General features: G+C 61.0%; 18 protein-coding genes and 1 pseudogene. 16 read left to right on the top strand and 3 right to left on the bottom strand.

Translation table 11 applies throughout. The features are described from left to right. Positions 1-487 precede the first annotated feature (487 nt). The 15 genes from ACW9I6_RS04955 to ACW9I6_RS04885 all read left to right on the top strand — a co-directional run bounded on the left by ACW9I6_RS04955 (position 488) and on the right by ACW9I6_RS04885 (position 16,329). Positions 488-901 carry an NADH-quinone oxidoreductase subunit A gene (locus ACW9I6_RS04955; RefSeq protein ID WP_003219575.1) on the top strand — a complete coding sequence of 138 codons (414 nt, stop codon included), beginning with the start codon at positions 488-490 and terminating at the stop codon, positions 899-901. 10 nt (positions 902-911) lie between these two features. Beyond that, a complete protein-coding gene (locus tag ACW9I6_RS04950) occupies positions 912-1,586 on the top strand; it encodes a NuoB/complex I 20 kDa subunit family protein (protein WP_003219572.1) in 675 nt (224 codons plus the stop codon). Between the two features lie 72 nt (positions 1,587-1,658). Beyond that, on the top strand, positions 1,659-3,443 hold the full coding sequence (gene nuoC / locus ACW9I6_RS04945) for an NADH-quinone oxidoreductase subunit C/D (protein ID WP_003219570.1): 1,785 nt from the start codon (positions 1,659-1,661) through the stop codon (positions 3,441-3,443). Between the two features lie 2 nt (positions 3,444-3,445). Beyond that, positions 3,446-3,943, top strand: coding sequence for an NADH-quinone oxidoreductase subunit NuoE (gene nuoE / locus ACW9I6_RS04940; RefSeq protein WP_003219568.1), 498 nt, complete (start codon positions 3,446-3,448; stop codon positions 3,941-3,943). Further along, complete coding sequence (gene nuoF / locus ACW9I6_RS04935; RefSeq protein WP_003219566.1) at positions 3,940-5,295, top strand: NADH-quinone oxidoreductase subunit NuoF; 1,356 nt, start codon at positions 3,940-3,942, stop codon at positions 5,293-5,295. Before nuoE ends, nuoF begins: the two co-directional genes overlap by 4 nt. 135 nt (positions 5,296-5,430) lie before the next feature. After that, complete coding sequence (nuoG, locus tag ACW9I6_RS04930; protein WP_457338952.1) at positions 5,431-8,145, top strand: NADH-quinone oxidoreductase subunit NuoG; 2,715 nt, start codon at positions 5,431-5,433, stop codon at positions 8,143-8,145. Next, positions 8,142-9,149: an NADH-quinone oxidoreductase subunit NuoH gene (nuoH, locus tag ACW9I6_RS04925; RefSeq protein WP_003219563.1), complete on the top strand. Its 1,008-nt coding sequence runs from the start codon at positions 8,142-8,144 to the stop codon at positions 9,147-9,149. The genes nuoG and nuoH overlap by 4 nt, the downstream gene beginning before the upstream one ends. An 11-nt stretch (positions 9,150-9,160) precedes the next feature. Then, entirely contained in the window at positions 9,161-9,709 is a 549-nt protein-coding gene (gene nuoI / locus ACW9I6_RS04920; RefSeq protein ID WP_003174725.1) for an NADH-quinone oxidoreductase subunit NuoI, read from the top strand. Between the two features lie 9 nt (positions 9,710-9,718). Beyond that, on the top strand, positions 9,719-10,222 hold the full coding sequence (gene nuoJ / locus ACW9I6_RS04915; RefSeq protein ID WP_003219561.1) for an NADH-quinone oxidoreductase subunit J: 504 nt from the start codon (positions 9,719-9,721) through the stop codon (positions 10,220-10,222). Positions 10,223-10,224: 2 nt separating this feature from the next. Next, the gene (nuoK, locus tag ACW9I6_RS04910) at positions 10,225-10,533 is read left to right on the top strand and encodes an NADH-quinone oxidoreductase subunit NuoK (RefSeq protein ID WP_003219560.1); all 309 of its coding nucleotides are present in this window, start codon (positions 10,225-10,227) and stop codon (positions 10,531-10,533) included. Further along, a complete protein-coding gene (gene nuoL, locus ACW9I6_RS04905) occupies positions 10,530-12,383 on the top strand; it encodes an NADH-quinone oxidoreductase subunit L (RefSeq protein WP_003219559.1) in 1,854 nt (617 codons plus the stop codon). Before nuoK ends, nuoL begins: the two co-directional genes overlap by 4 nt. 49 nt (positions 12,384-12,432) lie before the next feature. Beyond that, complete coding sequence (gene nuoM / locus ACW9I6_RS04900) at positions 12,433-13,965, top strand: NADH-quinone oxidoreductase subunit M (protein ID WP_003219558.1); 1,533 nt, start codon at positions 12,433-12,435, stop codon at positions 13,963-13,965. A 7-nt stretch (positions 13,966-13,972) separates the two neighbouring features. Next, positions 13,973-15,436 (top strand): NADH-quinone oxidoreductase subunit NuoN, encoded by a 1,464-nt coding sequence (gene nuoN / locus ACW9I6_RS04895; protein WP_003219557.1) that lies wholly within the window; start codon positions 13,973-13,975, stop codon positions 15,434-15,436. 238 nt (positions 15,437-15,674) lie between these two features. Then, positions 15,675-16,025, top strand: coding sequence for a toxin (locus tag ACW9I6_RS04890; RefSeq protein ID WP_032899042.1), 351 nt, complete (start codon positions 15,675-15,677; stop codon positions 16,023-16,025). Beyond that, positions 16,015-16,329 carry a helix-turn-helix domain-containing protein gene (locus ACW9I6_RS04885; RefSeq protein WP_003219555.1) on the top strand — a complete coding sequence of 105 codons (315 nt, stop codon included), beginning with the start codon at positions 16,015-16,017 and terminating at the stop codon, positions 16,327-16,329. The genes ACW9I6_RS04890 and ACW9I6_RS04885 overlap by 11 nt, the downstream gene beginning before the upstream one ends. Positions 16,330-16,388: 59 nt before the next feature. On the opposite strand, the gene ACW9I6_RS04880 is transcribed toward ACW9I6_RS04885, so the two are convergent. The 3 genes and pseudogenes from ACW9I6_RS04880 to ACW9I6_RS04870 form a co-directional block, all read right to left on the bottom strand. After that, positions 16,389-17,144, bottom strand: coding sequence for a methyl-accepting chemotaxis protein (locus ACW9I6_RS04880; RefSeq protein ID WP_371132964.1), 756 nt, complete (start codon positions 17,142-17,144; stop codon positions 16,389-16,391). Between the two features lie 102 nt (positions 17,145-17,246). Then, positions 17,247-18,068, bottom strand: a pseudogene (locus ACW9I6_RS04875) (cache domain-containing protein); the annotation flags it as partial. A gap of 70 nt (positions 18,069-18,138) precedes the next feature. After that, positions 18,139-19,458, bottom strand: a complete 1,320-nt coding sequence (locus ACW9I6_RS04870) for a Na+/H+ antiporter family protein (RefSeq protein WP_161635727.1) — start codon at positions 19,456-19,458, stop codon at positions 18,139-18,141. A 394-nt stretch (positions 19,459-19,852) separates the two neighbouring features. Between ACW9I6_RS04870 and ACW9I6_RS04865 the strand changes: the two genes are divergently transcribed. Beyond that, positions 19,853-22,000, top strand: a complete 2,148-nt coding sequence (locus ACW9I6_RS04865; RefSeq protein ID WP_134326935.1) for a methyl-accepting chemotaxis protein — start codon at positions 19,853-19,855, stop codon at positions 21,998-22,000. The last annotated feature ends 38 nt before the right edge of the window (positions 22,001-22,038 follow it).

The following is a 22,038-nucleotide window of genomic DNA, read 5'->3' as shown; positions in this document are numbered from 1 at the left end:
CAGATTCATTGGCTGACCCACTGCATTCGCGAGCAAGCCCGCTCCCACAAGGGGAATGTGTGCATTCTGAAAATTTGTGCAAAACATTGATCTAGAGCGGTATCTGCATCAACCAGATCGGTTAAAAGATCTCCGTCAGCAACTAAGCGACAATCTAGCAAGTAACGGCAACTTCCCCCGCCACACGAGAAACATTCGCTTAAACCCCACGCAAACAATATTCATTATCATTTAGAGCATGAAAACTTCTTTACCGGTTAAACAAAACACAATTCGTGAAAAGCCCGCTAATGCCCGCAGCACAAGGGCTACAGCCCCAAGAAGGTGCACTATGTCCTTATTCCAACGAATAATTTCGCTATAGGAATTTTACTTGCCCGGTGTTTAGCCATAAAATCACCGCGATTGATTGCGCTGCGACATATCGTCACTGCATCGTTACTTTTTCGAGCTCAGAGACCTTTGCTCTCTGTTAAGGATTTCCAGCATGACCGAAGCGACAGGACTCATGGCCCACAACTGGGGCTTTGCCATTTTCCTCCTCGGTGTAGTCGGCCTTTGCGCCTTCATGCTTGGCGTCTCCAGCCTCCTCGGGTCAAAAGCCTGGGGCCGCAGCAAAAACGAACCGTTCGAGTCCGGCATGCTACCTACAGGTGGCGCCCGCTTGCGGCTCTCAGCCAAATTCTATCTGGTCGCGATGCTCTTCGTGATCTTCGACATCGAAGCCCTTTTTCTCTTTGCCTGGTCTGTGTCCGTCCGCGAAAGCGGCTGGACCGGATTCGTCGAAGCCCTCGTTTTCATAGCAATTCTGTTGGCAGGCCTTGTCTACCTATTTCGAGTGGGCGCCCTTGACTGGGCTCCGGAAGCTCGTCGCAAGCGGCAAGCGAAGCTGAAACAATGAGGCTTTGGCGATGCAATACAATCTCACCAGGATCGACCCGGATGCTCCTAACGAGCAGTACCCAATCGGCGAACGGGAAACCGTTTCCGACCCGTTAGAAGACCAAGTCCACAAAAACATCTACATGGGCAAGCTGGAAGACGTGCTGAGTGGCGCGGTCAACTGGGGACGTAAGAACTCCCTGTGGCCGTACAACTTCGGTCTGTCCTGCTGCTACGTGGAAATGACCACCGCCTTCACGGCGCCCCACGACATCGCGCGCTTTGGCGCCGAAGTTATCCGGGCATCGCCGCGTCAGGCGGATTTCATGGTTATCGCCGGTACCTGCTTTATCAAGATGGCGCCGATCATTCAGCGTCTCTACGAGCAAATGCTCGAGCCAAAGTGGGTTATCTCCATGGGTTCGTGCGCCAACTCCGGTGGCATGTACGACATCTACTCCGTGGTTCAGGGGGTGGACAAGTTCCTGCCCGTGGACGTCTACGTGCCTGGCTGCCCGCCCCGCCCTGAAGCATTTCTGCAAGGCTTGATGCTGTTGCAGGAATCGATTGGCAAGGAGCGTCGCCCACTTTCCTGGGTTGTCGGAGATCAAGGCGTATACCGCGCCGAGATGCCGTCACAAAAGGAACAGCGCCGCGAACAGCGTATTCAGGTAACCAACCTGCGCAGCCCCGACGAAGTCTGATCCAGAACCGCTTCTTTTATAGAACGAAAACCTGGCTTCATTCTTTACGTTGACCGAAAGCGATAAAAAACCATGACTACAGGCAGTGCTCTGTACATCCCGCCTTATAAGGCAGACGACCAGGATGTGGTCGTCGAACTCAACAACCGTTTTGGCCCTGACGCCTTCACCGCCCAGGCCACACGCACCGGCATGCCGGTGCTGTGGGTGGCGCGTGCCAGGCTCGTCGAAGTCCTGAGCTTCCTGCGCAACCTGCCCAAGCCGTACGTCATGCTCTATGACCTGCATGGCGTGGACGAGCGCCTGCGCACCAAGCGCCAGGGGCTGCCGAGCGGCGCCGACTTCACCGTGTTCTACCACTTGATGTCGCTGGAACGTAACAGCGACGTGATGATCAAGGTGGCCCTCTCCGAGAGCGACCTGAGCGTTCCGACCGTGACCGGTATCTGGCCCAACGCCAACTGGTACGAGCGTGAAGTGTGGGACATGTTCGGCATCGATTTCCCGGGCCACCCGCACCTGTCGCGCATCATGATGCCGCCGACCTGGGAAGGTCACCCGCTGCGCAAGGACTTCCCTGCCCGCGCCACCGAATTCGATCCATTCAGCCTGACCCTCGCCAAGCAACAGCTTGAAGAAGAGGCTGCGCGCTTCCGTCCGGAAGACTGGGGCATGAAGCGCTCCGGCACCAACGAGGACTACATGTTCCTCAACCTGGGCCCGAACCACCCTTCGGCTCACGGTGCCTTCCGCATCATCCTGCAACTGGACGGCGAAGAAATCGTCGACTGCGTACCGGACATCGGCTACCACCACCGTGGTGCCGAGAAGATGGCCGAGCGTCAGTCGTGGCACAGCTTCATCCCGTACACCGACCGTATCGACTACCTCGGCGGCGTGATGAACAACCTGCCGTACGTGCTCTCGGTCGAGAAGCTGGCCGGCATCAAGGTGCCGGACAAGGTCGACACCATCCGCATCATGATGGCCGAGTTCTTCCGGATCACCAGCCACCTGCTGTTCCTGGGTACCTATATCCAGGACGTCGGCGCCATGACCCCGGTGTTCTTCACCTTCACCGACCGTCAGCGTGCGTACAAGGTCATCGAAGCCATCACCGGTTTCCGCCTGCACCCGGCCTGGTACCGCATCGGCGGCGTCGCCCACGACCTGCCGCGTGGCTGGGAACGCCTGGTCAAGGAATTCATAGACTGGATGCCCAAGCGTCTGGACGAATACCAGAAAGCCGCCCTGGACAACAGCATCCTCAAGGGCCGGACCATCGGCGTCGCCCAGTACAACACCAAAGAGGCCCTGGAATGGGGCGTCACCGGTGCTGGCCTGCGTTCCACCGGTTGCGATTTCGACCTGCGTAAAGCACGCCCGTACTCCGGCTACCAGAACTTCGAATTCGAAGTGCCGCTGGCGGCCAACGGCGATGCCTACGACCGCTGCATCGTGCGCGTCGAAGAAATGCGCCAGAGCCTGAAGATCATCGAACAGTGCATGCGCAACATGCCGGAAGGCCCGTACAAGGCGGATCACCCGCTGACCACGCCGCCGCCGAAAGAGCGCACGCTGCAACACATCGAAACCCTGATCACGCACTTCCTGCAAGTTTCGTGGGGCCCGGTGATGCCGGCCAACGAATCCTTCCAGATGATCGAAGCGACCAAGGGTATCAACAGTTATTACCTGACGAGCGATGGCGGCACCATGAGCTACCGCACCCGGATTCGTACGCCAAGCTTCCCGCACCTGCAGCAGATCCCTTCGGTGATCAAAGGTGAAATGGTCGCGGACTTGATTGCGTACCTGGGTAGTATCGATTTCGTTATGGCCGACGTGGACCGCTAAGCATGAATAGCACGCTTATCCAGACAGACCGTTTCACCTTGAGTGAAACCGAGCGCTCGGCCATCGAGCACGAGCTGCATCACTACGAAGACCCGCGCGCGGCGTCGATCGAAGCCTTGAAGATCGTCCAGAAGGAACGTGGCTGGGTGCCGGACGGCGCCCTCTACGCCATCGGCGAGATCCTCGGCATCCCCGCCAGCGACGTTGAAGGCGTGGCGACGTTCTACAGCCAGATCTTCCGCCAGCCGGTCGGCCGCCACATCATTCGCGTGTGCGACAGCATGGTCTGCTACATCGGTGGCCACGAGTCCGTGGTCAGCGAGATCCAGAGCAAGCTGGGCATCGGCCTGGGCCAAACCACTCCGGACGGGCGCTTCACGCTGCTGCCGGTGTGCTGCCTGGGCAACTGTGACAAGGCGCCGGCGTTGATGATCGACGACGACACATTCGGCGACGTGCAGCCTGCTGGCGTCACCCAATTGCTCGAGGGCTACCCATGACCCTGACTTCCTTCGGTCCTGCCAACCGCATCAAGCGGTCGGCCGAGACTCACCCGCTGACCTGGCGCCTGCGTGACGACGGCGAGCCTGTATGGCTTGACGAGTACCAGGCCAAGAACGGTTACGCGGCCGCGCGCAAAGCCTTTGCCGACATGGCCCAGGACGACATCGTCCAGACCGTGAAAGACGCAGGCCTTAAGGGCCGCGGCGGTGCAGGCTTCCCCACGGGTGTCAAGTGGGGCCTGATGCCCAAAGACGAATCCATCAACATCCGCTACCTGCTGTGCAACGCGGATGAAATGGAGCCGAACACCTGGAAAGACCGCATGCTGATGGAGCAACTGCCCCATCTGCTGATCGAAGGCATGCTGATCAGTGCCCGCGCGTTGAAAACCTACCGTGGCTACATCTTCCTGCGTGGCGAATACACCACCGCCGCCAAGCACCTGAACCGTGCCGTGGAAGAAGCCAAGGCCGCTGGCCTGCTGGGCAAGAACATCCTTGGTTCGGGTTTCGACTTCGAACTGTTCGTGCACACCGGCGCCGGGCGTTATATCTGCGGTGAAGAAACCGCACTGATCAACTCCCTCGAAGGCCGCCGCGCCAACCCGCGTTCCAAGCCGCCCTTCCCTGCCGCCGTGGGCGTGTGGGGCAAGCCGACCTGCGTGAACAACGTTGAAACCCTGTGCAATGTGCCGGCAATCATCGGCGACGGCGTGGAGTGGTACAAATCGTTGGCCCGCGAAGGCAGCGAAGACATGGGCACCAAGCTCATGGGCTTCTCCGGCAAGGTCAAGAACCCGGGCCTGTGGGAACTGCCTTTCGGCGTGACCGCACGCGAGCTGTTCGAGGACTACGCCGGCGGCATGCGCGATGGCTACACCCTCAAGGCCTGGCAGCCAGGCGGCGCCGGTACCGGCTTCCTGTTGCCAGAACACCTGGACGCGCAAATGTACGCCGGCGGCATCGGCAAGGTGGGCACCCGTATGGGTACCGGCCTGGCCATGGCCGTGGACAACACCGTGAACATGGTGTCGTTGCTGCGCAACATGGAGCAGTTCTTCTCCCGCGAATCCTGTGGCTTCTGCACCCCGTGCCGCGACGGTTTGCCATGGAGCGTCAAGCTGCTGATGGCCCTGGAAAACGGCGAAGGCCGCGAGGGCGACATCGAGACCCTGCTGGGTCTGGTCGGTTTCCTCGGCCCAGGCAAGACCTTCTGTGCTCACGCACCGGGCGCCGTGGAGCCATTGGGCAGCGCGATCAAATACTTCCGCTCGGAGTTCGAAGCCGGCATCGCGCCTACCAGCGCCGCCGTCCCGCCTCTGGCAAGGCCGATCGTAGTCGGCGCGTAACGCTTAAAAAGGCGAAGGGTCCGTGCCCTTCGCTTTCTCATGTGCTGACGCCTTCAAGGCTGTGTTGATGCACATGAATAACAAGATTCCATTAGCCACGCCCGCTGACACCGGGCCAACGAAGAACTTTGAACCATGGCCACTATCCACGTAGACGGCAAAGAGCTCGAAGTCGATGGGGCAGACAACCTGTTACAGGCGTGTCTGTCGCTAGGCCTCGACATTCCATATTTCTGCTGGCACCCCGCCCTTGGCAGCGTTGGCGCTTGCCGCCAGTGCGCGGTCAAGCAGTACACCGACGAGAACGACACCCGTGGTCGTATCGTGATGTCCTGCATGACCCCTGCCACCGACGGCAGCTGGATCTCCATCGAAGACGAAGAAGCGAAAGTGTTTCGCGCCAGCGTCGTCGAATGGCTGATGACCAACCACCCGCACGACTGCCCTGTGTGTGAGGAAGGCGGCCACTGCCACCTGCAAGACATGACCGTGATGACCGGCCACAACGAGCGCCGGTATCGCTTCACCAAGCGTACTCACCAGAACCAGCAACTGGGCCCGTTCATCTCCCATGAGATGAACCGCTGCATCGCTTGCTACCGCTGCGTGCGCTTCTATAAGGACTACGCCGGCGGCACCGACCTCGGTGTGTTCGGCGCCCACGACAACGTGTACTTCGGTCGCGTTGAAGACGGCACCCTCGAAAGCGAGTTCTCCGGCAACCTCACCGAGGTCTGCCCGACCGGTGTGTTCACCGACAAGACTCACTCCGAGCGCTACAACCGCAAGTGGGACATGCAGTTCTCGCCGAGCATCTGCCATGGCTGCTCCAGCGGTTGCAACATCTCCCCGGGTGAGCGCTACGGCGAACTGCGTCGGATCGAAAACCGCTTCAACGGTTCGGTCAACCAGTACTTCCTGTGCGACCGTGGCCGTTTCGGCTACGGCTACGTCAACCGCGAAGACCGCCCACGTCAGCCACTGCTGGCCGACGGCGCCAAGTTGAGCCTCGACGAAGCACTGGATAAAGCCGCTGACCTGCTGCGCGGTCGCAACATCGTCGGTATCGGTTCGCCCCGCGCCAGCCTCGAAAGCAACTACGCGTTGCGCGAGCTGGTAGGCGCCGAACACTTCTACTCGGGTATCGAAGCCAGTGAGCTGGAGCGTATCCGCCTGGTGCTGCAAGTTCTGAACGACAGCCCGCTGCCGGTTCCGAACATGCGCGACATCGAAGACCACGACGCGATCTTCGTCCTCGGTGAAGACCTGACCCAAACCGCTGCACGCGTGGCCCTGTCCCTGCGCCAGTCGGTAAAAGGCAAGGCCGAAGACATGGCCGACGCCATGCGCGTCCAGCCTTGGCTCGACGCTGCGGTGAAAAACATCGGCCAGCACGCGCTGAACCCGCTGTTTATCGCCAGCCTGACCGCCACCAAGCTCGACGACATCGCAGAAGAATGCGTACACGCCGCGCCTGACGACCTGGCCCGCATCGGTTTCGCCGTGGCCCACGCCCTCGACGCCAGTGCGCCTGCCGTAGAAGGCCTGGACGCTGAAGCCGCTGAACTGGCCAAGCGTATCGCCGACGCCCTGCTGGCCGCCAAGCGTCCATTGATCATTGCCGGTACCTCGTTGGGTTCCAAGGCGCTGATCGAAGCCGCGGCCAACATCGCCAAAGCCTTGAAGCTGCGCGAGAAGAACGGTTCCATCAGCCTGATCGTGCCGGAAGCCAACAGCCTCGGCCTGGCCATGCTCGGTGGCGAGTCCCTGGACGCCGCCCTGCAAGCCGTGACCGACGGCAGCGCCGATGCGATCGTGGTGCTGGAAAACGACCTGTACACCCGCACTGATTCGGCCAAGGTCGACGCAGCGCTGAACGCGGCCAAAGTGGTGATCGTTGCCGACCACCAGAAAACCGCCACCAGCGACCGTGCCCACCTGGTACTGCCCGCCGCCAGCTTTGCTGAAGGCGACGGTACCCTGGTCAGCCAGGAAGGCCGCGCCCAGCGCTTCTTCCAGGTGTTCGATCCGAAGTACATGGACGCCAGCATCCTGGTTCACGAAGGCTGGCGCTGGCTGCATGCCCTGCGCGCTACCCTGCTGAACCAGCCGATCGACTGGACCCAGCTCGACCACGTGACCGCTGCCGCCGCTGCCGCCGCACCGCAACTGGCACGCATCGTCGACGCTGCACCGTCTGCCGCGTTCCGCATCAAGGGCATGAAACTCGCCCGTGAACCGCTGCGTTACTCCGGCCGTACCGCCATGCGTGCTGACATCAGCGTGCATGAGCCACGTACGCCACAAGACATCGACACCGCGTTCGCCTTCTCCATGGAAGGTTACTCGGGTTCGGTCGAGCCACGTCAGCAGGTGCCATTTGCCTGGTCGCCGGGCTGGAACTCGCCGCAAGCCTGGAACAAGTTCCAGGACGAAGTCGGTGGTCACATCCGCGCTGGCGACCCGGGCACCCGCCTGATCGAAAGCACCGGCGACTCGCTGAACTGGTTCACCAGTGTTCCGCGTCCGTTCAACCCGGCCCAGGGTACCTGGCAGGTTGTGCCGTTCTTCCACCTGTTCGGCAGCGAAGAGACTTCTTCCAAAGCCGCGCCGGTACAAGAGCGCATTCCAGCCGCCTACGTGTCCGTAGCCAAGTCCGAAGCCGACCGCCTGGGCGTCAACGACGGTGCCCTGCTCAGCGTGAACGTCGCCGGCAAGACCCTGCGTCTGCCGCTGCGCATCGACGAAGAGTTGGGTGCTGGCCTGGTTGCATTGCCAAAAGGCCTCGCGGGGATTCCTCCGGCGATCTTCGGCCTTACCGTTGACGGTCTGCAGGAGGCAGCTCAATGACCTGGTTCACCCCTGAAGTGATCGACGTGATCATCGCGGTGGTCAAGGCCATCGTGATCCTGTTGGCCGTGGTCGTGGCGGGCGCCCTGCTCAGCTTCGTCGAACGTCGCCTGCTGGGCTGGTGGCAGGACCGTTACGGTCCGAACCGCGTTGGCCCGTTTGGTATGTTCCAGATCGCCGCCGACATGCTGAAAATGTTCTTCAAGGAAGACTGGACCCCGCCGTTTGCCGACAAGGTGATCTTCACCCTGGCACCGGTCGTGGCCATGAGCGCCTTGCTGATTGCCTTCGCAATCATCCCGATCACCCCGACCTGGGGCGTGGCGGACCTGAACATCGGCTTGCTGTTCTTCTTCGCCATGGCCGGCCTGTCGGTCTACGCGGTGCTGTTCGCCGGTTGGTCGAGCAACAACAAGTTCGCCCTGCTGGGCAGCTTGCGGGCTTCGGCCCAGACCGTGTCCTACGAAGTGTTCATGGGCCTCGCGCTGATGGGCATCGTGGTACAGGTGGGCTCGTTCAACATGCGCGACATCGTCGAGTACCAGGCGCAGAACCTGTGGTTCATCATTCCGCAGTTCTTCGGCTTCTGTACGTTCTTCATCGCTGGCGTCGCCGTGACTCACCGTCACCCGTTCGACCAGCCGGAAGCGGAACAGGAACTGGCCGACGGTTACCACATTGAATACGCCGGCATGAAATGGGGCATGTTCTTCGTTGGTGAATACATCGGCATCATCTTGATCTCGGCCCTGCTGGTCACGCTGTTCTTCGGCGGCTGGCACGGTCCGTTCGGCATCCTGCCGCAGCTGGCGTTCTTCTGGTTCTTCCTGAAGACCGCGTTCTTCATCATGCTGTTCATCCTGCTGCGCGCTTCCATCCCGCGTCCACGGTATGACCAGGTGATGGATTTCAGCTGGCGATTCTGCCTGCCGCTGACCCTGATCAATTTGCTGGTGACTGCTGCCGTTGTGTTGTTGAACACGCCAGCGGGCGCGGTTCAGTGAGGATTTGACCCATGTTCAAATATATTGGCGACATCGTTAAGGGTACCGGTACCCAGTTGCGAAGCCTGGTGATGGTGTTCGGTCACGGCTTTCGCAAACGCGACACCCTGCAATACCCGGAAGAAGCGGTGTACCTGCCGCCGCGTTATCGCGGCCGCATTGTCCTGACCCGCGACCCCGACGGCGAAGAGCGCTGCGTGGCCTGCAACCTGTGCGCCGTGGCGTGCCCGGTGGGTTGCATCTCGCTGCAGAAAGCTGAAACCGAAGACGGTCGCTGGTACCCGGACTTCTTCCGCATCAACTTCTCGCGCTGCATTTTCTGCGGCCTCTGCGAGGAAGCTTGCCCGACCACCGCGATCCAGCTGACACCGGATTTCGAGATGGCCGAGTTCAAACGTCAGGACCTGGTGTACGAGAAAGAAGATCTGCTGATCTCTGGTCCCGGTAAAAACCCTGATTACAACTTCTATCGTGTTGCAGGTATGGCCGTTGCCGGTAAGCCGAAAGGCGCCGCACAAAACGAAGCCGAGCCGATCAACGTGAAGAGCTTGCTGCCTTAAGGAAGAAAGATGGAATTCGCTTTCTATTTCGCATCGGGTATTGCAGTGGTGTCCACGCTTCGCGTGATCACCAACACTAACCCTGTGCACGCCCTGCTCTACCTGATCATTTCGCTGATCGCCGTGGCCATGACCTTCTTCAGCCTCGGCGCACCGTTCGCCGGTGTGCTGGAAGTGATCGCCTACGCCGGCGCCATCATGGTGCTGTTCGTGTTTGTGGTGATGATGCTCAACCTGGGGCCGGCGTCTGTCGCCCAGGAACGCGTCTGGCTCAAGCCCGGCATCTGGCTCGGCCCGGTGATCCTGGCAGCCCTGCTGCTGGGTGAACTGCTGTATGTGCTGTTCGCTCACCAGAGCGGCCAGGCCATCGGCCACACCACCGTAGACGCGAAAGCCGTGGGCATCAGCCTGTTCGGCCCGTACCTGCTGGTGGTCGAACTGGCTTCGATGCTGCTGCTCGCTGCAGCCATCACCGCCTTCCACTTGGGCCGCAACGAAGCCAAGGAGCAATGACGATGCCTGCTATCCCTTTGGAGCATGGTCTGGCGGTCGCCGGCATCCTGTTCTGCCTTGGCCTGGTCGGCCTGATGGTTCGCCGCAACATTCTGTTCGTGTTGATGAGCCTGGAAATCATGATGAACGCCGCGGCACTCGCGTTCATCGTGGCCGGTAGCCGTTGGGGCCAGCCGGATGGACAAGTGATGTTCATCCTGGTGATCAGCCTGGCAGCCGCCGAGGCCAGTATTGGCCTGGCGATCCTGCTGCAACTGTATCGTCGCTTCCACACGCTTGATATCGACGCTGCCAGTGAGATGCGCGGATGAACATGATCTTTCTGACTTTCGTATTTCCCCTGATCGGTTTCCTGCTGCTGTCGTTCTCCCGTGGACGCTGGTCGGAAAACCTCTCGGCCCTGGTCGGTGTGGGTTCCATTGGCCTGTCGGCGATTGTCGCCGCCTACGTCATCTGGCAATTCAACGTCGCACCGCCTGAAGGCGGTCACTACACCCTGGTGTTGTGGCAGTGGATGTCGGTGGAGGGCTTCAAGCCCAACTTCGCCCTCTACGTCGACGGCTTGTCGATCACCATGCTCGGCGTGGTGGTGGGTGTGGGCTTCCTGATCCACCTGTTCGCGTCCTGGTACATGCGCGGTGAAGCCGGTTACTCGCGCTTCTTCGCCTACACCAACCTGTTTATCGCCAGCATGCTGTTCCTGGTGCTGGGCGATAACCTGTTGTTCCTGTACTTCGGCTGGGAAGGCGTGGGCCTGTGCTCGTACCTGTTGATCGGTTTCTACTACAGCAACCGCAACAACGGTAACGCCGCACTCAAAGCCTTTATCGTGACCCGGATCGGTGACGTGTTCATGGCCATCGGCCTGTTCATCCTGTTCCAACAGGTGGGCACGCTGAACATCCAGGAACTGCTGGTGCTGGCACCGCAGAAATTCCAGGTCGGCGACTTCTGGATCACCCTGGCGACCCTGATGCTGCTGGGTGGCGCTGTCGGTAAATCCGCGCAACTGCCGCTGCAAACCTGGCTGGCGGATGCGATGGCCGGTCCTACCCCGGTTTCGGCACTGATCCACGCCGCGACCATGGTAACCGCCGGTGTCTACCTGATTGCCCGTACCCACGGCCTGTTCACCCTGGCACCGGAGATTCTGCATCTGGTGGGCCTGGTGGGTGGCGTGACCCTGGTACTGGCAGGTTTTGCTGCCCTGGTTCAGACCGACATCAAGCGTATCCTCGCCTACTCGACCATGAGCCAGATCGGCTACATGTTCCTGGCCCTGGGCGTTGGCGCCTGGGACGGCGCGATCTTCCACCTGATGACCCACGCCTTCTTCAAGGCCCTGCTGTTCCTTGCTTCCGGTGCGGTGATCGTTGCCTGCCACCACGAGCAGAACATCTTCAAGATGGGCGGCCTGTGGAAGAAACTGCCGTTGGCCTACGCCAGCTTCATCGTCGGCGGCGCGGCCTTGTCGGCCCTGCCACTGGTGACCGCAGGTTTCTACTCGAAAGACGAAATCCTCTGGGAAGCCTTTGCCAGCGGTAACCACGGCCTGCTGTACGCCGGCCTGGTAGGTGCGTTCATGACCTCGCTGTACACCTTCCGCCTGATCTTCATCACGTTCCACGGTGAAGCCAAGACTGAAGCCCACGCAGGCCATGGCATTTCCCACTGGCTGCCACTGTCGGTGCTGATCATCCTGTCGACCTTCGTCGGCGCCATGATCACCCCGCCACTGGCCGGTGTTCTGCCGGAAAGCGCCGGCCATGCCGGTGGTGCAGCCAAGCACAGCCTGGAAATCGCCTCGGGCGCCATCGCCATCGCGGGTATCCTGCTGGCGGCCCTGCTGTTCCTCGGCAAGCGCCGCTTCGTCACCGCCATCGCCAACAGTGGCATTGGCCGCTTCCTTTCGGCCTGGTGGTTCGCTGCCTGGGGCTTCGACTGGATCTACGACAAACTGTTCGTCAAGCCGTACCTTGCGATCAGCCACGTACTGCGCAAAGACCCGCTCGACCAGACCATCGGTTTGATCCCGCGTGCCGCCAAGGCCGGTCACACCGCCCTGAGCCGCAGCGAGACCGGCCAATTGCGCTGGTATGCAGCTTCCATGGCGGCCGGTGCCGTCCTGGTAATCGGCGCCATCATCGTGGTCGCGGTCTGACTATGCACATTGCGAACTTTGCGAACTTGCGAAAGGAAACGAGCCCGTCATGATTCTGCCCTGGCTAATCCTGATCCCCTTTATCGGCGGCCTGCTCTGCTGGATGGGTGAACGCTTCGGCGCCACCCTCCCCCGCTGGATTGCGTTGCTGACCATGTCCCTGGAACTCGCGCTCGGCCTCTGGCTGTGGGCCCACGGTGACTATTCATTTGCTCCGGCACCGGGTGTCGATCCCACCTTCGCGCTTGAATTCAAGCACGTGTGGATCCAGCGCTTCGGCATCAACGTGCACCTGGCCCTCGACGGCCTGTCGCTGTTGATGATCCTGCTGACCGGCCTGCTGGGTATCCTCTCGGTACTCTGCTCCTGGAAAGAGATCCAGCGTCACGTGGGCTTCTTCCACCTGAACCTGATGTGGATCCTGGGCGGCGTTGTCGGCGTGTTCCTCGCCCTCGACCTGTTCATGTTCTTCTTCTTCTGGGAAATGATGCTGGTGCCGATGTACTTCCTCATCGCGCTCTGGGGTCACAGTTCTTCGGACGGCAAGAAAACCCGGATCTACGCGGCGACCAAGTTCTTCATCTTCACCCAGGCTTCCGGCCTGATCATGTTGGTGGCGATCCTGGGCCTGGTACTGGTCAACTTCAACAGCACGGGCGTGATCACGTTCAACTACGCCGACCTGTTGAAAACCAAGATGTCCCTGACCACCGAGTACATCCTGATGCTGGGCTTCTTCATCGCGTTCGCGGTGAAGCTGCCGGTGGTGCCGTTCCACTCCTGGTTGCCTGACGCTCACGCCCAGGCGCCGACTGCGGGTTCCGTCGACCTGGCCGGTATCCTCTTGAAGACGGCGGCCTACGGCCTGCTGCGTTTCGCCCTGCCGCTGTTCCCGAATGCCTCGGCCGAGTTCGCGCCGATCGCCATGACCCTTGGTCTGATCGGGATCTTCTACGGTGCGTTCCTGGCCTTCGCCCAAACCGACATCAAGCGTCTGATTGCCTTCTCGTCCGTTTCCCACATGGGCTTCGTACTGATCGGCATCTACTCCGGCAGCCAACTGGCGCTGCAAGGCGCAGTGATCCAGATGCTGGCTCACGGTGTGTCGGCTGCGGCACTGTTTATCCTCAGCGGCCAACTGTACGAGCGCCTGCACACTCGTGACATGCGCGAGATGGGTGGCGTGTGGTCACGTATCGCCTACCTGCCGGCCATCAGCCTGTTCTTCGCCGCCGCATCCCTGGGCTTGCCGGGTACCGGCAACTTCATCGGCGAGTTCCTGATCCTGATGGGTGCCTTCGTGCATACGCCGTGGGTCAGTGCGATCGCTACGTCTGGCCTGGTGTTCGGTTCGGTCTACTCGCTGATCATGATCCACCGCGCATACTTCGGTCCGGCCAAGTCCGACACCGTGTTGCACGGCATGGACGGTCGCGAACTGATCATGGTGCTCGGCCTTGCGGTACTGCTGGTGTTTATCGGCGTGTACCCGCAACCGTTCCTGGATACTTCTGCCGCAACGATGCATGGCGTGCAGCAGTGGTTCGGCACCGCCTTCTCTCAACTCGCTTCGGCCCGGTAAGAGCGCTATGGAATTCACGATCCAACACTTTATCGCGCTTGCGCCGCTGCTGATCACCAGCCTCACCATCGTGGTGGTGATGCTGGCGATCGCCTGGCGCCGCAATCACTCGCAAACGTTCCTGCTGTCCTGTGCGGGCTTGAACCTGGCCCTGCTGTCGATTATCCCGGCACTCAAGGTCGCGCCACTGGCCGTGACCCCGCTGATGATGGTCGATGACTTCGCGCTGCTGTATATCGCGCTGATCCTGGTTGCCACCCTGGCCTGCGTCACGCTCGCCCACGCCTACCTCGGCGAAGGCGGCACCGGCTACCCGGGCAACCGCGAAGAGCTGTACCTGCTGATCCTGCTGGCTGCGGCCGGTGGTATCGTGCTGGTCAGCGCGCAGCACCTGGCCGGCTTGTTCATCGGCCTGGAACTGCTGTCGATCCCGGTCTACGGCCTGGTGGCGTATGCCTTCTTCAACAAGCGCTCCCTGGAAGCCGGCATCAAGTACATGGTGCTGTCGGCTGCCGGTTCGGCATTCCTGTTGTTCGGTATGGCCCTGCTCTACGCAGAAGCCGGCAGCCTGAGCTTCAGCGGTATCGGTCACGCCCTGGCAGCCTCCGGCAGCCCTGCGCCAATTGCCCAACTGGGCCTGGCCATGATGCTGATCGGCCTGGCGTTCAAGCTGTCGCTGGTGCCGTTCCACCTGTGGACCCCGGACGTGTACGAAGGCGCCCCGGCGCCGGTGGCTGCTTTCCTGGCTACCGCGTCGAAAGTCGCCGTGTTTGCCGTGATGGTGCGTCTGTTCCAGATCTCTCCTGCGGCCAACACCGGTGTACTCAGCAACGTGCTGACCATCATCGCCATCGCCTCGATCCTGTTCGGTAACCTGCTGGCGCTGACCCAGAACAACCTCAAGCGTCTGCTGGGTTATTCGTCCATCGCGCACTTCGGTTACCTGCTGATCGCCCTGGTGGCGAGCAAGGGCCTGGCGATGGAAGCCATCGGCGTGTACCTGGTCACCTACGTGATCACAAGCCTGGGTGCATTCGGTGTGATCACGCTGATGTCCTCGCCTTACAAAGGCCGCGACGCCGACGCCCTGTACGAATACCGCGGCCTGTTCTGGCGCCGTCCGTACCTGACCGCCGTACTGACCGTGATGATGCTGTCCCTGGCGGGTATCCCGCTGACTGCGGGCTTCATCGGCAAGTTCTACATCGTGGCCACCGGTGTTGAAGCGCACGAATGGTGGTTGGTTGCTTCCCTGGTACTGGGCAGCGCCATCGGCGTTTTCTACTACCTGCGCGTGATGGTGACCTTGTACCTGATCGAGCCAAACCTGCGCCGTGTGGACGCCGAGTTGCACTGGGAACAGAAAGCAGGCGGCGTGATGCTGCTGGCAATCGCCCTGCTGGCGTTCTTCCTGGGTGTGTACCCACAACCGTTGCTCACCCTGGTGCAGCATGCGGTGATGGCGGGTTGATCGCTTAGTTAAACGCAGCAAGCAAAACGGCGCCTTCGGGCGCCGTTTTGCGTTTCTGGCGTATTAATTTGTTGTCTGACACACAAAGGGAATTTTCCTCGTCGAGATGCCTCCCCTTCCGGCATCACCCTGCCTGGGTCGCTCGTATCGTGGTTGCGTTTTAGGAAACATCCCACAGCAGGGTCACTTGACCCACCGCAGATGGGCCACCAAACTATACGCAGGCTACGTACAGAACATGGATGCTCTATTTATCGAATTGCCAGCCTTTGAGCGGCACCGCAGGGATTATCTGAGTGATGAGTTATTTCACGGCTTTCAACAAGAGTTGATGAGAAACCCGCAAGCGGGCAACGTGATAGAGGGAACCGGCGGGTTACGCAAGGTGCGCTTTGTCGACGAGCGACGCAACAAGGGCAAACGGGGTGGCCTGCGAGTCATCTATTACTGGTGGTCGGGCGGTACGCAGTTCTGGCTGTTCACCCTTTATGGCAAACACGAACAGGACGACCTGAGCGCTCAACACAAAACGGCGCTCAAACACCTGCTGGACAGGGAAATCAAAGCGAGAAAATCTTATGAAACGTGACATCTTTTCCGAACTGGTCGAAGGCTTCGACGCGCTGGCAGATGAACGAGAAGGCAAGGTAACGCTGCGCAGCCACAAGGTGCAGTTGAGCAAGCTGGCACCGCTCACTGCCGACGAAGTAGTCGCTGTGCGTCAACAACTCAATCTGTCGCGCTCGGTGTTTGCGATGTACCTGCGCACCAACACCCGGACCCTGGAAAATTGGGAGCAAGGCCGGGCCACACCCAATGCTCAGGCGGCAACCTTGATTCGGCTGGTGTCGAAGTTTCCGGAGACGGTGGAACGTTTGGCGCTGTTGACCTGATCGATCAATCCAGCCAAGCCCGTCGGCAACGGGACGTTGCCGATGGCTCAAGCCTGCAATCAAATCCTGAACTGCCCCACCAACTGACCCAACCGCTGCCCCAGGTCCGCCAGGCTGCGAGAGGTCTCGGCACCCTGTTGGGTTTCATCGGCCACGCTGTCAACCGCCACCGCGATCTGATGCACGCTGCGGTTGATCTCTTCGGCCACGGCGGTTTGTTCTTCCGCCGCGCTGGCGATCTGCGCGTTCATCGAGTTGATGGTGCCGATCAGTTGCGCCATGGTGTCCAGGGACGCTCCGGCTTCGTTGGCCTGGGCGGACGTGCCGTCGCCGGCATCGCTGGAGCGGCGCATGGATTCCACGGCGGCCTCGGTGCCTTTTTGCAGGCGGTCGATCATGCCCTGGATTTCCTGGGTGCTTTGCTGGGTGCGGCTGGCCAGCGCCCGTACTTCGTCGGCGACCACGGCAAACCCACGGCCTGCCTCCCCTGCCCGCGCGGCTTCAATGGCGGCGTTGAGGGCGAGCAAGTTGGTCTGCTCGGCAATCGAGCGGATCACGCCAAGCACGCTGACAATCGACGACACATCCTGCTGCAAGCTGTCCAGGGACACGCCGCTGCTGCGGATGTCGTTCACCAGCGCGTGAATCTGCGCGATGCTGCCATCCACGACTTTTTTCGCGGCCTGGCCTTCGGCGTCGGTTTGCTGCGCAGCGACGGCTGCGCCTTGGGCACTGCGCGCCACTTCATGGGCCGCGGAGGACATTTCGTTGATCGCGGTAGCCACCTGGTCGGTCTCGTGACGCTGGCGCTCCATGGCCTTTTCCGAGCGGTTGGCTTGCTCGGCGACCTGGCTCACCAGGCCGGTAAGCTGGGAGGTCATCTCGGTGATCTGGCGTACCAGGCTGTGGATCTTGTCGACAAAGCGGTTGAAAGAGCCTGCCAGTTCGCCAAGCTCGTCCTGGCTGGTGATGGCCAGGCGGCGGGTCAGGTCACCCTCACCGGCGGCGATGTCGTCGAGGTTGATCTTCATCAGGTGCAACGGCCGCAGGATGGTATTGGCCACCAGCATGCCCACGGCGGCAATCACCAACAGCACCACCACGGCAATGCCGATGATGCTCAGCACCACGCCTTCCATGCGTTTCTCCACCTTGGCCTGAACCTCGGCAACCTGGGCGTCGATGCCATCCAGGTTCACCGAGGTACCGATCACCATGTCCCACTTGGGCAAGTATTCGGTGTAGCCAAGCTTGGGCACCAGCTCGGTCTGGCCGGGCTGCGTCGAGCTGTATTGCAGGTAGTGGGTGCCGTCCTTGCCGACTTTCACCAGGTCGCGGTTGACGTAGACGCCGTTCGGGTCGCGGTTGTCCTTGAAGCTTTTGCCGACGCCGTCCGGGCTGTTGCCCTTGAACAGGCGAATGGTCTCGGAGTCGTAGCCGAAGAAATAACCGTCCTTGCCATAGCTGATGTTGGACAGCAGCTTGACCACTTGCGCCCGTGCGGCCGTATCGCCTTGGGCGGCAGCGTCGTACAGCGGCTTGATGGTGGTCATGGCCACCTCGACGTAACCGCGCAAGGTGGTCTTGGCGTCGTTGAGCAGGTTCTGACGGGTTTCTTCAACCTCGTTACGGGCCTGCTCCCGGAGGATCCAGACCGTGGTCAGGCTGATGATCACGGCAAACAACAACACGGGCAGGACAGCAAGGGACAGTACTTTGGCCTTTAGACTCAGACGCATGGCTCTTCTCTCTTGAGGGACAACTCAAGAGGTTAACGGCTAGTTACAATAAATCTGTAGGACAATCCCGTCAGAGCGTCATCGCGGCAAACCAGCCAAACGCCAGCAGCGGAATGTTGTAGTGCAGGAAGGTCGGCACCACGGTGTCCCAGATATGGTGGTGCTGGCCATCGATGTTCAAACCGGAAGTCGGGCCCAGGGTGGAGTCCGACGCAGGCGAACCGGCATCACCCAATGCCCCGGCCGTGCCGACGATGCACACGATCGCCAGCGGGCTGAAGCCCAGCTGCACGCACAGCGGCACAAAGATCGCCGCCAGGATCGGCACCGTGGAAAACGACGAGCCGATGCCCATGGTCACCAGCAAGCCCACCAGCAGCATCAGCAGCGCGCCCACACCGCGGCTATGGCCGATAAACGCCGCGGAGGCTTGCACGAGTGTCTGCACTTCACCGGTGGCCTTGAGCACTTCGGCAAAGCCTGACGAGGCGATCATGATGAAGCCGATCATCGCCATCATCTTCATGCCTTCGGTGAACAGGTCATCGGTGTCGCGCCAGCGCACGATGCCCGACACCGAAAAGATCAGGAACCCGGCCAGGGCGCCAATGATCATCGAGTCCAGCCACAGCTGGATAATGAACGCCGCCGCAATCGCCAGGCCGGCCACCAGCAGGGTCAGCGGGTTGTAGTGCACCGCCACCTGCTCGACTCGCTCGATCTTCTCCAGGTCGTACACACGCTTCTTGCGGTAGCTGACAAACACCGCCACCAGCAAACCGACCACCATGCCCAGCGCCGGTAGGCCCATGGCATGGGTGACGTTGACCTGGCTGATGTCGACACCGCTCTTGGCCACGTTGGCCAGCAGGATCTGATTCAGGAAGATGTTGCCGAAGCCCACCGGCAGAAACATGTAGGGCGTGATCAGGCCGAAGGTCATGACGCAGGCGATGAGACGGCGGTCCAGCTGCAGTTTGGTCAGCACGTATAAAAGCGGCGGTACCAGCAGCGGGATAAACGCGATGTGGATCGGCAGGATGTTCTGCGAGGCGATGGCCACCACCCAGAGCAGACCGATCAGCAGCCATTTGACGTGACTGCCGCCCGTGGCTTCCTGGCGATCCACCAGCAGCAGGGCTTTATCGGCCAGCGCATGAGCCAGGCCGGATTTGGCAATCGCCACGGCGAACGCGCCGAGCAGCGCGTAGGACAACGCCACCGTCGCACCGCCACCCAGGCCGCTGTTGAACGCCTTGAGCGTCGCGTCGATACCCAGGCCGCCGGTCAGGCCACCCACCAGGGCGCCGACAATGATCGCGATCACCACATGCACGCGGGACAAGCTGAGCACCAGCATGGTGCCGACCGCGGCGATTACTGCATTAATCATCGTTACCTCAAGACAGAAAACATGAAAAAAGCACGCACCTGCCCGGGCTGCTGTCGGGAACGGCTGCCGCAAACCAGGTTTTAAGGGAGTTTTATTAGAGGGCGCGCACTTTGCAGCACCCGGCCTGCCTTGTCAAAAAAGTGGGGAGAAGGTTTGTCAGTGGTTAGGGGATTTGTCTGTGGCGAGGGGGCTTGTCCTGTGGCGAGGGGGCTTGTCCCCCGTTGGAGTGCGCAGCGCTCCCGCTTTTTTTGGGGCCGCTACGCAGCCCAACGGGGGACAAGCCCCCTCGCCACACAAACAGCTTTAAATTGATCGTTTGAATAAAGAAAATTTCCGAGCGGCCGATACAGGCAGATCGTCTCTGTCGTATCGAAAGGTTAAGGAAGGCTCCATGTCGCTCAGACAGCTGTCCATTCAATGGAAAATTACCCTGCTGGCCGGTCTTTGCCTGCTGGGCATCGTGACCTTGCTGGTAGGTCTCTCGCTGTACCGCATGGCGCAGAGCTCCGACCTGGTCAAGGCTTCCAGTATGGAAATGCTCGACGAAGCCGCCCAGGCGCGCATCGAAGCCCAGGGTGAGGTCCAGGCCTTGGGCATTCGCCAGCAGTTCATGGACGCCTATCAATACGGCCACGGTTTTTCCCGGCAGGTGTTGTTCCTGCGCGAACAGGCCGAGAAACGCTTCCTGGATGCCTTCGACCTGCGCGAAGACCTGACCCGGCAGGTCAAGGCCGCGCTGCAGGCCAACCCTGACCTGCTGGGCCTGTCCCTGGTATTCGAGGCCAACGCACTGGATGGCAAGGACGAATTGTTCGCCAACCAGCAAGAGCTGGGCAGCAACGACAAGGGCCGCTTTGCGCTGTACTGGTCCCAGCCGACTGCGGGCAAGCTGACTTCAATGTCGCTGCCCGAAAGCGACATGTCCGACACCAGCGTCGGACCCAGCGGCGAAAAAGCCAACGCCTGGTTCACCTGCCCGCGCACCACACTCAAGCCCTGCGTGATCGAGCCGTACTTCTATGTGATCGATGGGCAAAAGGTGCTGATGACCAGCATCGTCTTCCCGCTGATGGTCAACGGCAAAGTCATCGCCTCGCTGTCGGTGGACATCAACCTCAACAGCCTGCAAGCCGTCAGCCAGGGCGCCAGCCAGAAACTCTACGACGGCCAGACCAGCGTCAGCATCATCAGCCCGGTGGGCCTGCTGGCTGGCTACAGCCCGGACGCCGGCAAACTCAGCCAGCGCCTGGATGCCGTCGACACCGCCAACGGCGCGCAATTGATCAGTTCGCTTTCCACCAGCACCCAGACCCGCAGCGTGCGCACCGACCACCAACTCAAGGTGCTCGCGCCGTTCCAGCCGATCCCCGATGGCAAGCCGTGGGGCGTGTTGCTGGATGTTCCGGAAAAAGTCCTGGTGGCTCCGGCTGAAGCCCTGAAGTCCAAACTGGACGCCGATAACGCCAAGGGCACTCTGCTGGAACTGAGCCTGGGCCTGCTGGCAGCAATCGTCGGCCTGTTGCTGGTGTGGCTGATGGCCCGCAGCGTGACCCGGCCGATCCTCGGCGTGGCACGCATGCTGGAAGACATTGCCAGTGGCGAAGGTGACCTGACCCGCCGCCTGGCCTACGACAAACACGACGAACTCGGCGAATTGGCCGGCTGGTTCAACCGCTTCCTCGACAAGCTGCAGCCGATCATTGCCCAGGTCAAACGCTCAGTGCAGGACGCCCGTGGCACCGCCGACCAGTCGGCCGCCATCGCCACTGAAACCAGTGCCGGCATGGAGCAGCAATACCGTCAGGTCGACCAGGTGGCCACCGCCTCCCACGAGATGAGCGCCACCGCCCAGGACGTCGCCCGCAGTGCCGCGCAAGCCGCCCAGGCTGCCCGCGATGCCGATCAGGCGACGCGTGAAGGTTTGACCGTGATCGACCGCACCACCACCAGCATCGGCCACCTGGCGGCGGATATGAGCACCGCGATGGCCCAGGTTGAAGGACTGGCGGCCAACAGCGAGAAGATCGGTTCGGTACTGGAAGTGATTCGTGCAATCGCCGAGCAGACCAACCTGCTGGCACTGAACGCCGCTATCGAGGCCGCCCGTGCGGGTGAAGCCGGTCGTGGTTTTGCGGTGGTCGCCGATGAAGTGCGCAACCTGGCGCGACGTACCCAGGAGTCGGTGGAAGAAACCCGCCTGGTGATCGAGCAACTGCAAAGCGGTACCCAGGAAGTGGTCGGTTCCATGAGCAACAGCCATCGCCAGGCCCAGGGCAGCGTCGAACAAGTGGGCCAGGCCGTGACCGCCTTGCGCCAGATCGGCGATGCGGTAACGGTAATCAGCGACATGAACCTGCAGATCGCCAGCGCCGCCGAAGAGCAAAGTGCGGTGGCCGAGGAGATCAACAACAACGTGGCGACGATTCGGGATGTGACGGAGTCGTTGTCCGAACAGGCGAATGAATCGGCGCGGGTCAGCCAGGCGTTGAACAGCCTGGCGAATCAGCAGCAGGGCCTGATGGATCAGTTCAGGGTTTGATGAGTTGCGGGATACTCCGGCAATCAGCCCGAGTATCC

This window comes from Pseudomonas sp. SDO5522_S412 (assembly GCF_054071215.1).
Note: the sequence above shows the minus strand (reverse complement) of the source record. Positions and strands in the feature narration are given on the sequence as shown.

Bases quoted from the DNA above. Each gene is read 5' to 3' on its own strand.
- nuoG (WP_457338952.1), top strand. From the start codon at position 5,431: ATGGCCACTATCCACGTAGACGGCAAAGAGCTCGAAGTCGATGGGGCA.
- nuoJ (WP_003219561.1), top strand. From the start codon at position 9,719: ATGGAATTCGCTTTCTATTTCGCATCGGGTATTGCAGTGGTGTCCACG.
- nuoH (WP_003219563.1), top strand. From the start codon at position 8,142: ATGACCTGGTTCACCCCTGAAGTGATCGACGTGATCATCGCGGTGGTC.
- nuoE (WP_003219568.1), top strand. From the start codon at position 3,446: ATGAATAGCACGCTTATCCAGACAGACCGTTTCACCTTGAGTGAAACC.
- nuoK (WP_003219560.1), top strand. From the start codon at position 10,225: ATGCCTGCTATCCCTTTGGAGCATGGTCTGGCGGTCGCCGGCATCCTG.
- nuoF (WP_003219566.1), top strand. From the start codon at position 3,940: ATGACCCTGACTTCCTTCGGTCCTGCCAACCGCATCAAGCGGTCGGCC.
- ACW9I6_RS04890 (WP_032899042.1), top strand. From the start codon at position 15,675: ATGGATGCTCTATTTATCGAATTGCCAGCCTTTGAGCGGCACCGCAGG.
- nuoN (WP_003219557.1), top strand. From the start codon at position 13,973: ATGGAATTCACGATCCAACACTTTATCGCGCTTGCGCCGCTGCTGATC.
- ACW9I6_RS04865 (WP_134326935.1), top strand. From the start codon at position 19,853: ATGTCGCTCAGACAGCTGTCCATTCAATGGAAAATTACCCTGCTGGCC.
- ACW9I6_RS04880 (WP_371132964.1), bottom strand. From the start codon at position 17,144: ATGGAGCGCCAGCGTCACGAGACCGACCAGGTGGCTACCGCGATCAAC.
- nuoI (WP_003174725.1), top strand. From the start codon at position 9,161: ATGTTCAAATATATTGGCGACATCGTTAAGGGTACCGGTACCCAGTTG.
- ACW9I6_RS04955 (WP_003219575.1), top strand. From the start codon at position 488: ATGACCGAAGCGACAGGACTCATGGCCCACAACTGGGGCTTTGCCATT.
- ACW9I6_RS04885 (WP_003219555.1), top strand. From the start codon at position 16,015: ATGAAACGTGACATCTTTTCCGAACTGGTCGAAGGCTTCGACGCGCTG.
- nuoC (WP_003219570.1), top strand. From the start codon at position 1,659: ATGACTACAGGCAGTGCTCTGTACATCCCGCCTTATAAGGCAGACGAC.
- ACW9I6_RS04950 (WP_003219572.1), top strand. From the start codon at position 912: ATGCAATACAATCTCACCAGGATCGACCCGGATGCTCCTAACGAGCAG.
- nuoL (WP_003219559.1), top strand. From the start codon at position 10,530: ATGAACATGATCTTTCTGACTTTCGTATTTCCCCTGATCGGTTTCCTG.
- nuoM (WP_003219558.1), top strand. From the start codon at position 12,433: ATGATTCTGCCCTGGCTAATCCTGATCCCCTTTATCGGCGGCCTGCTC.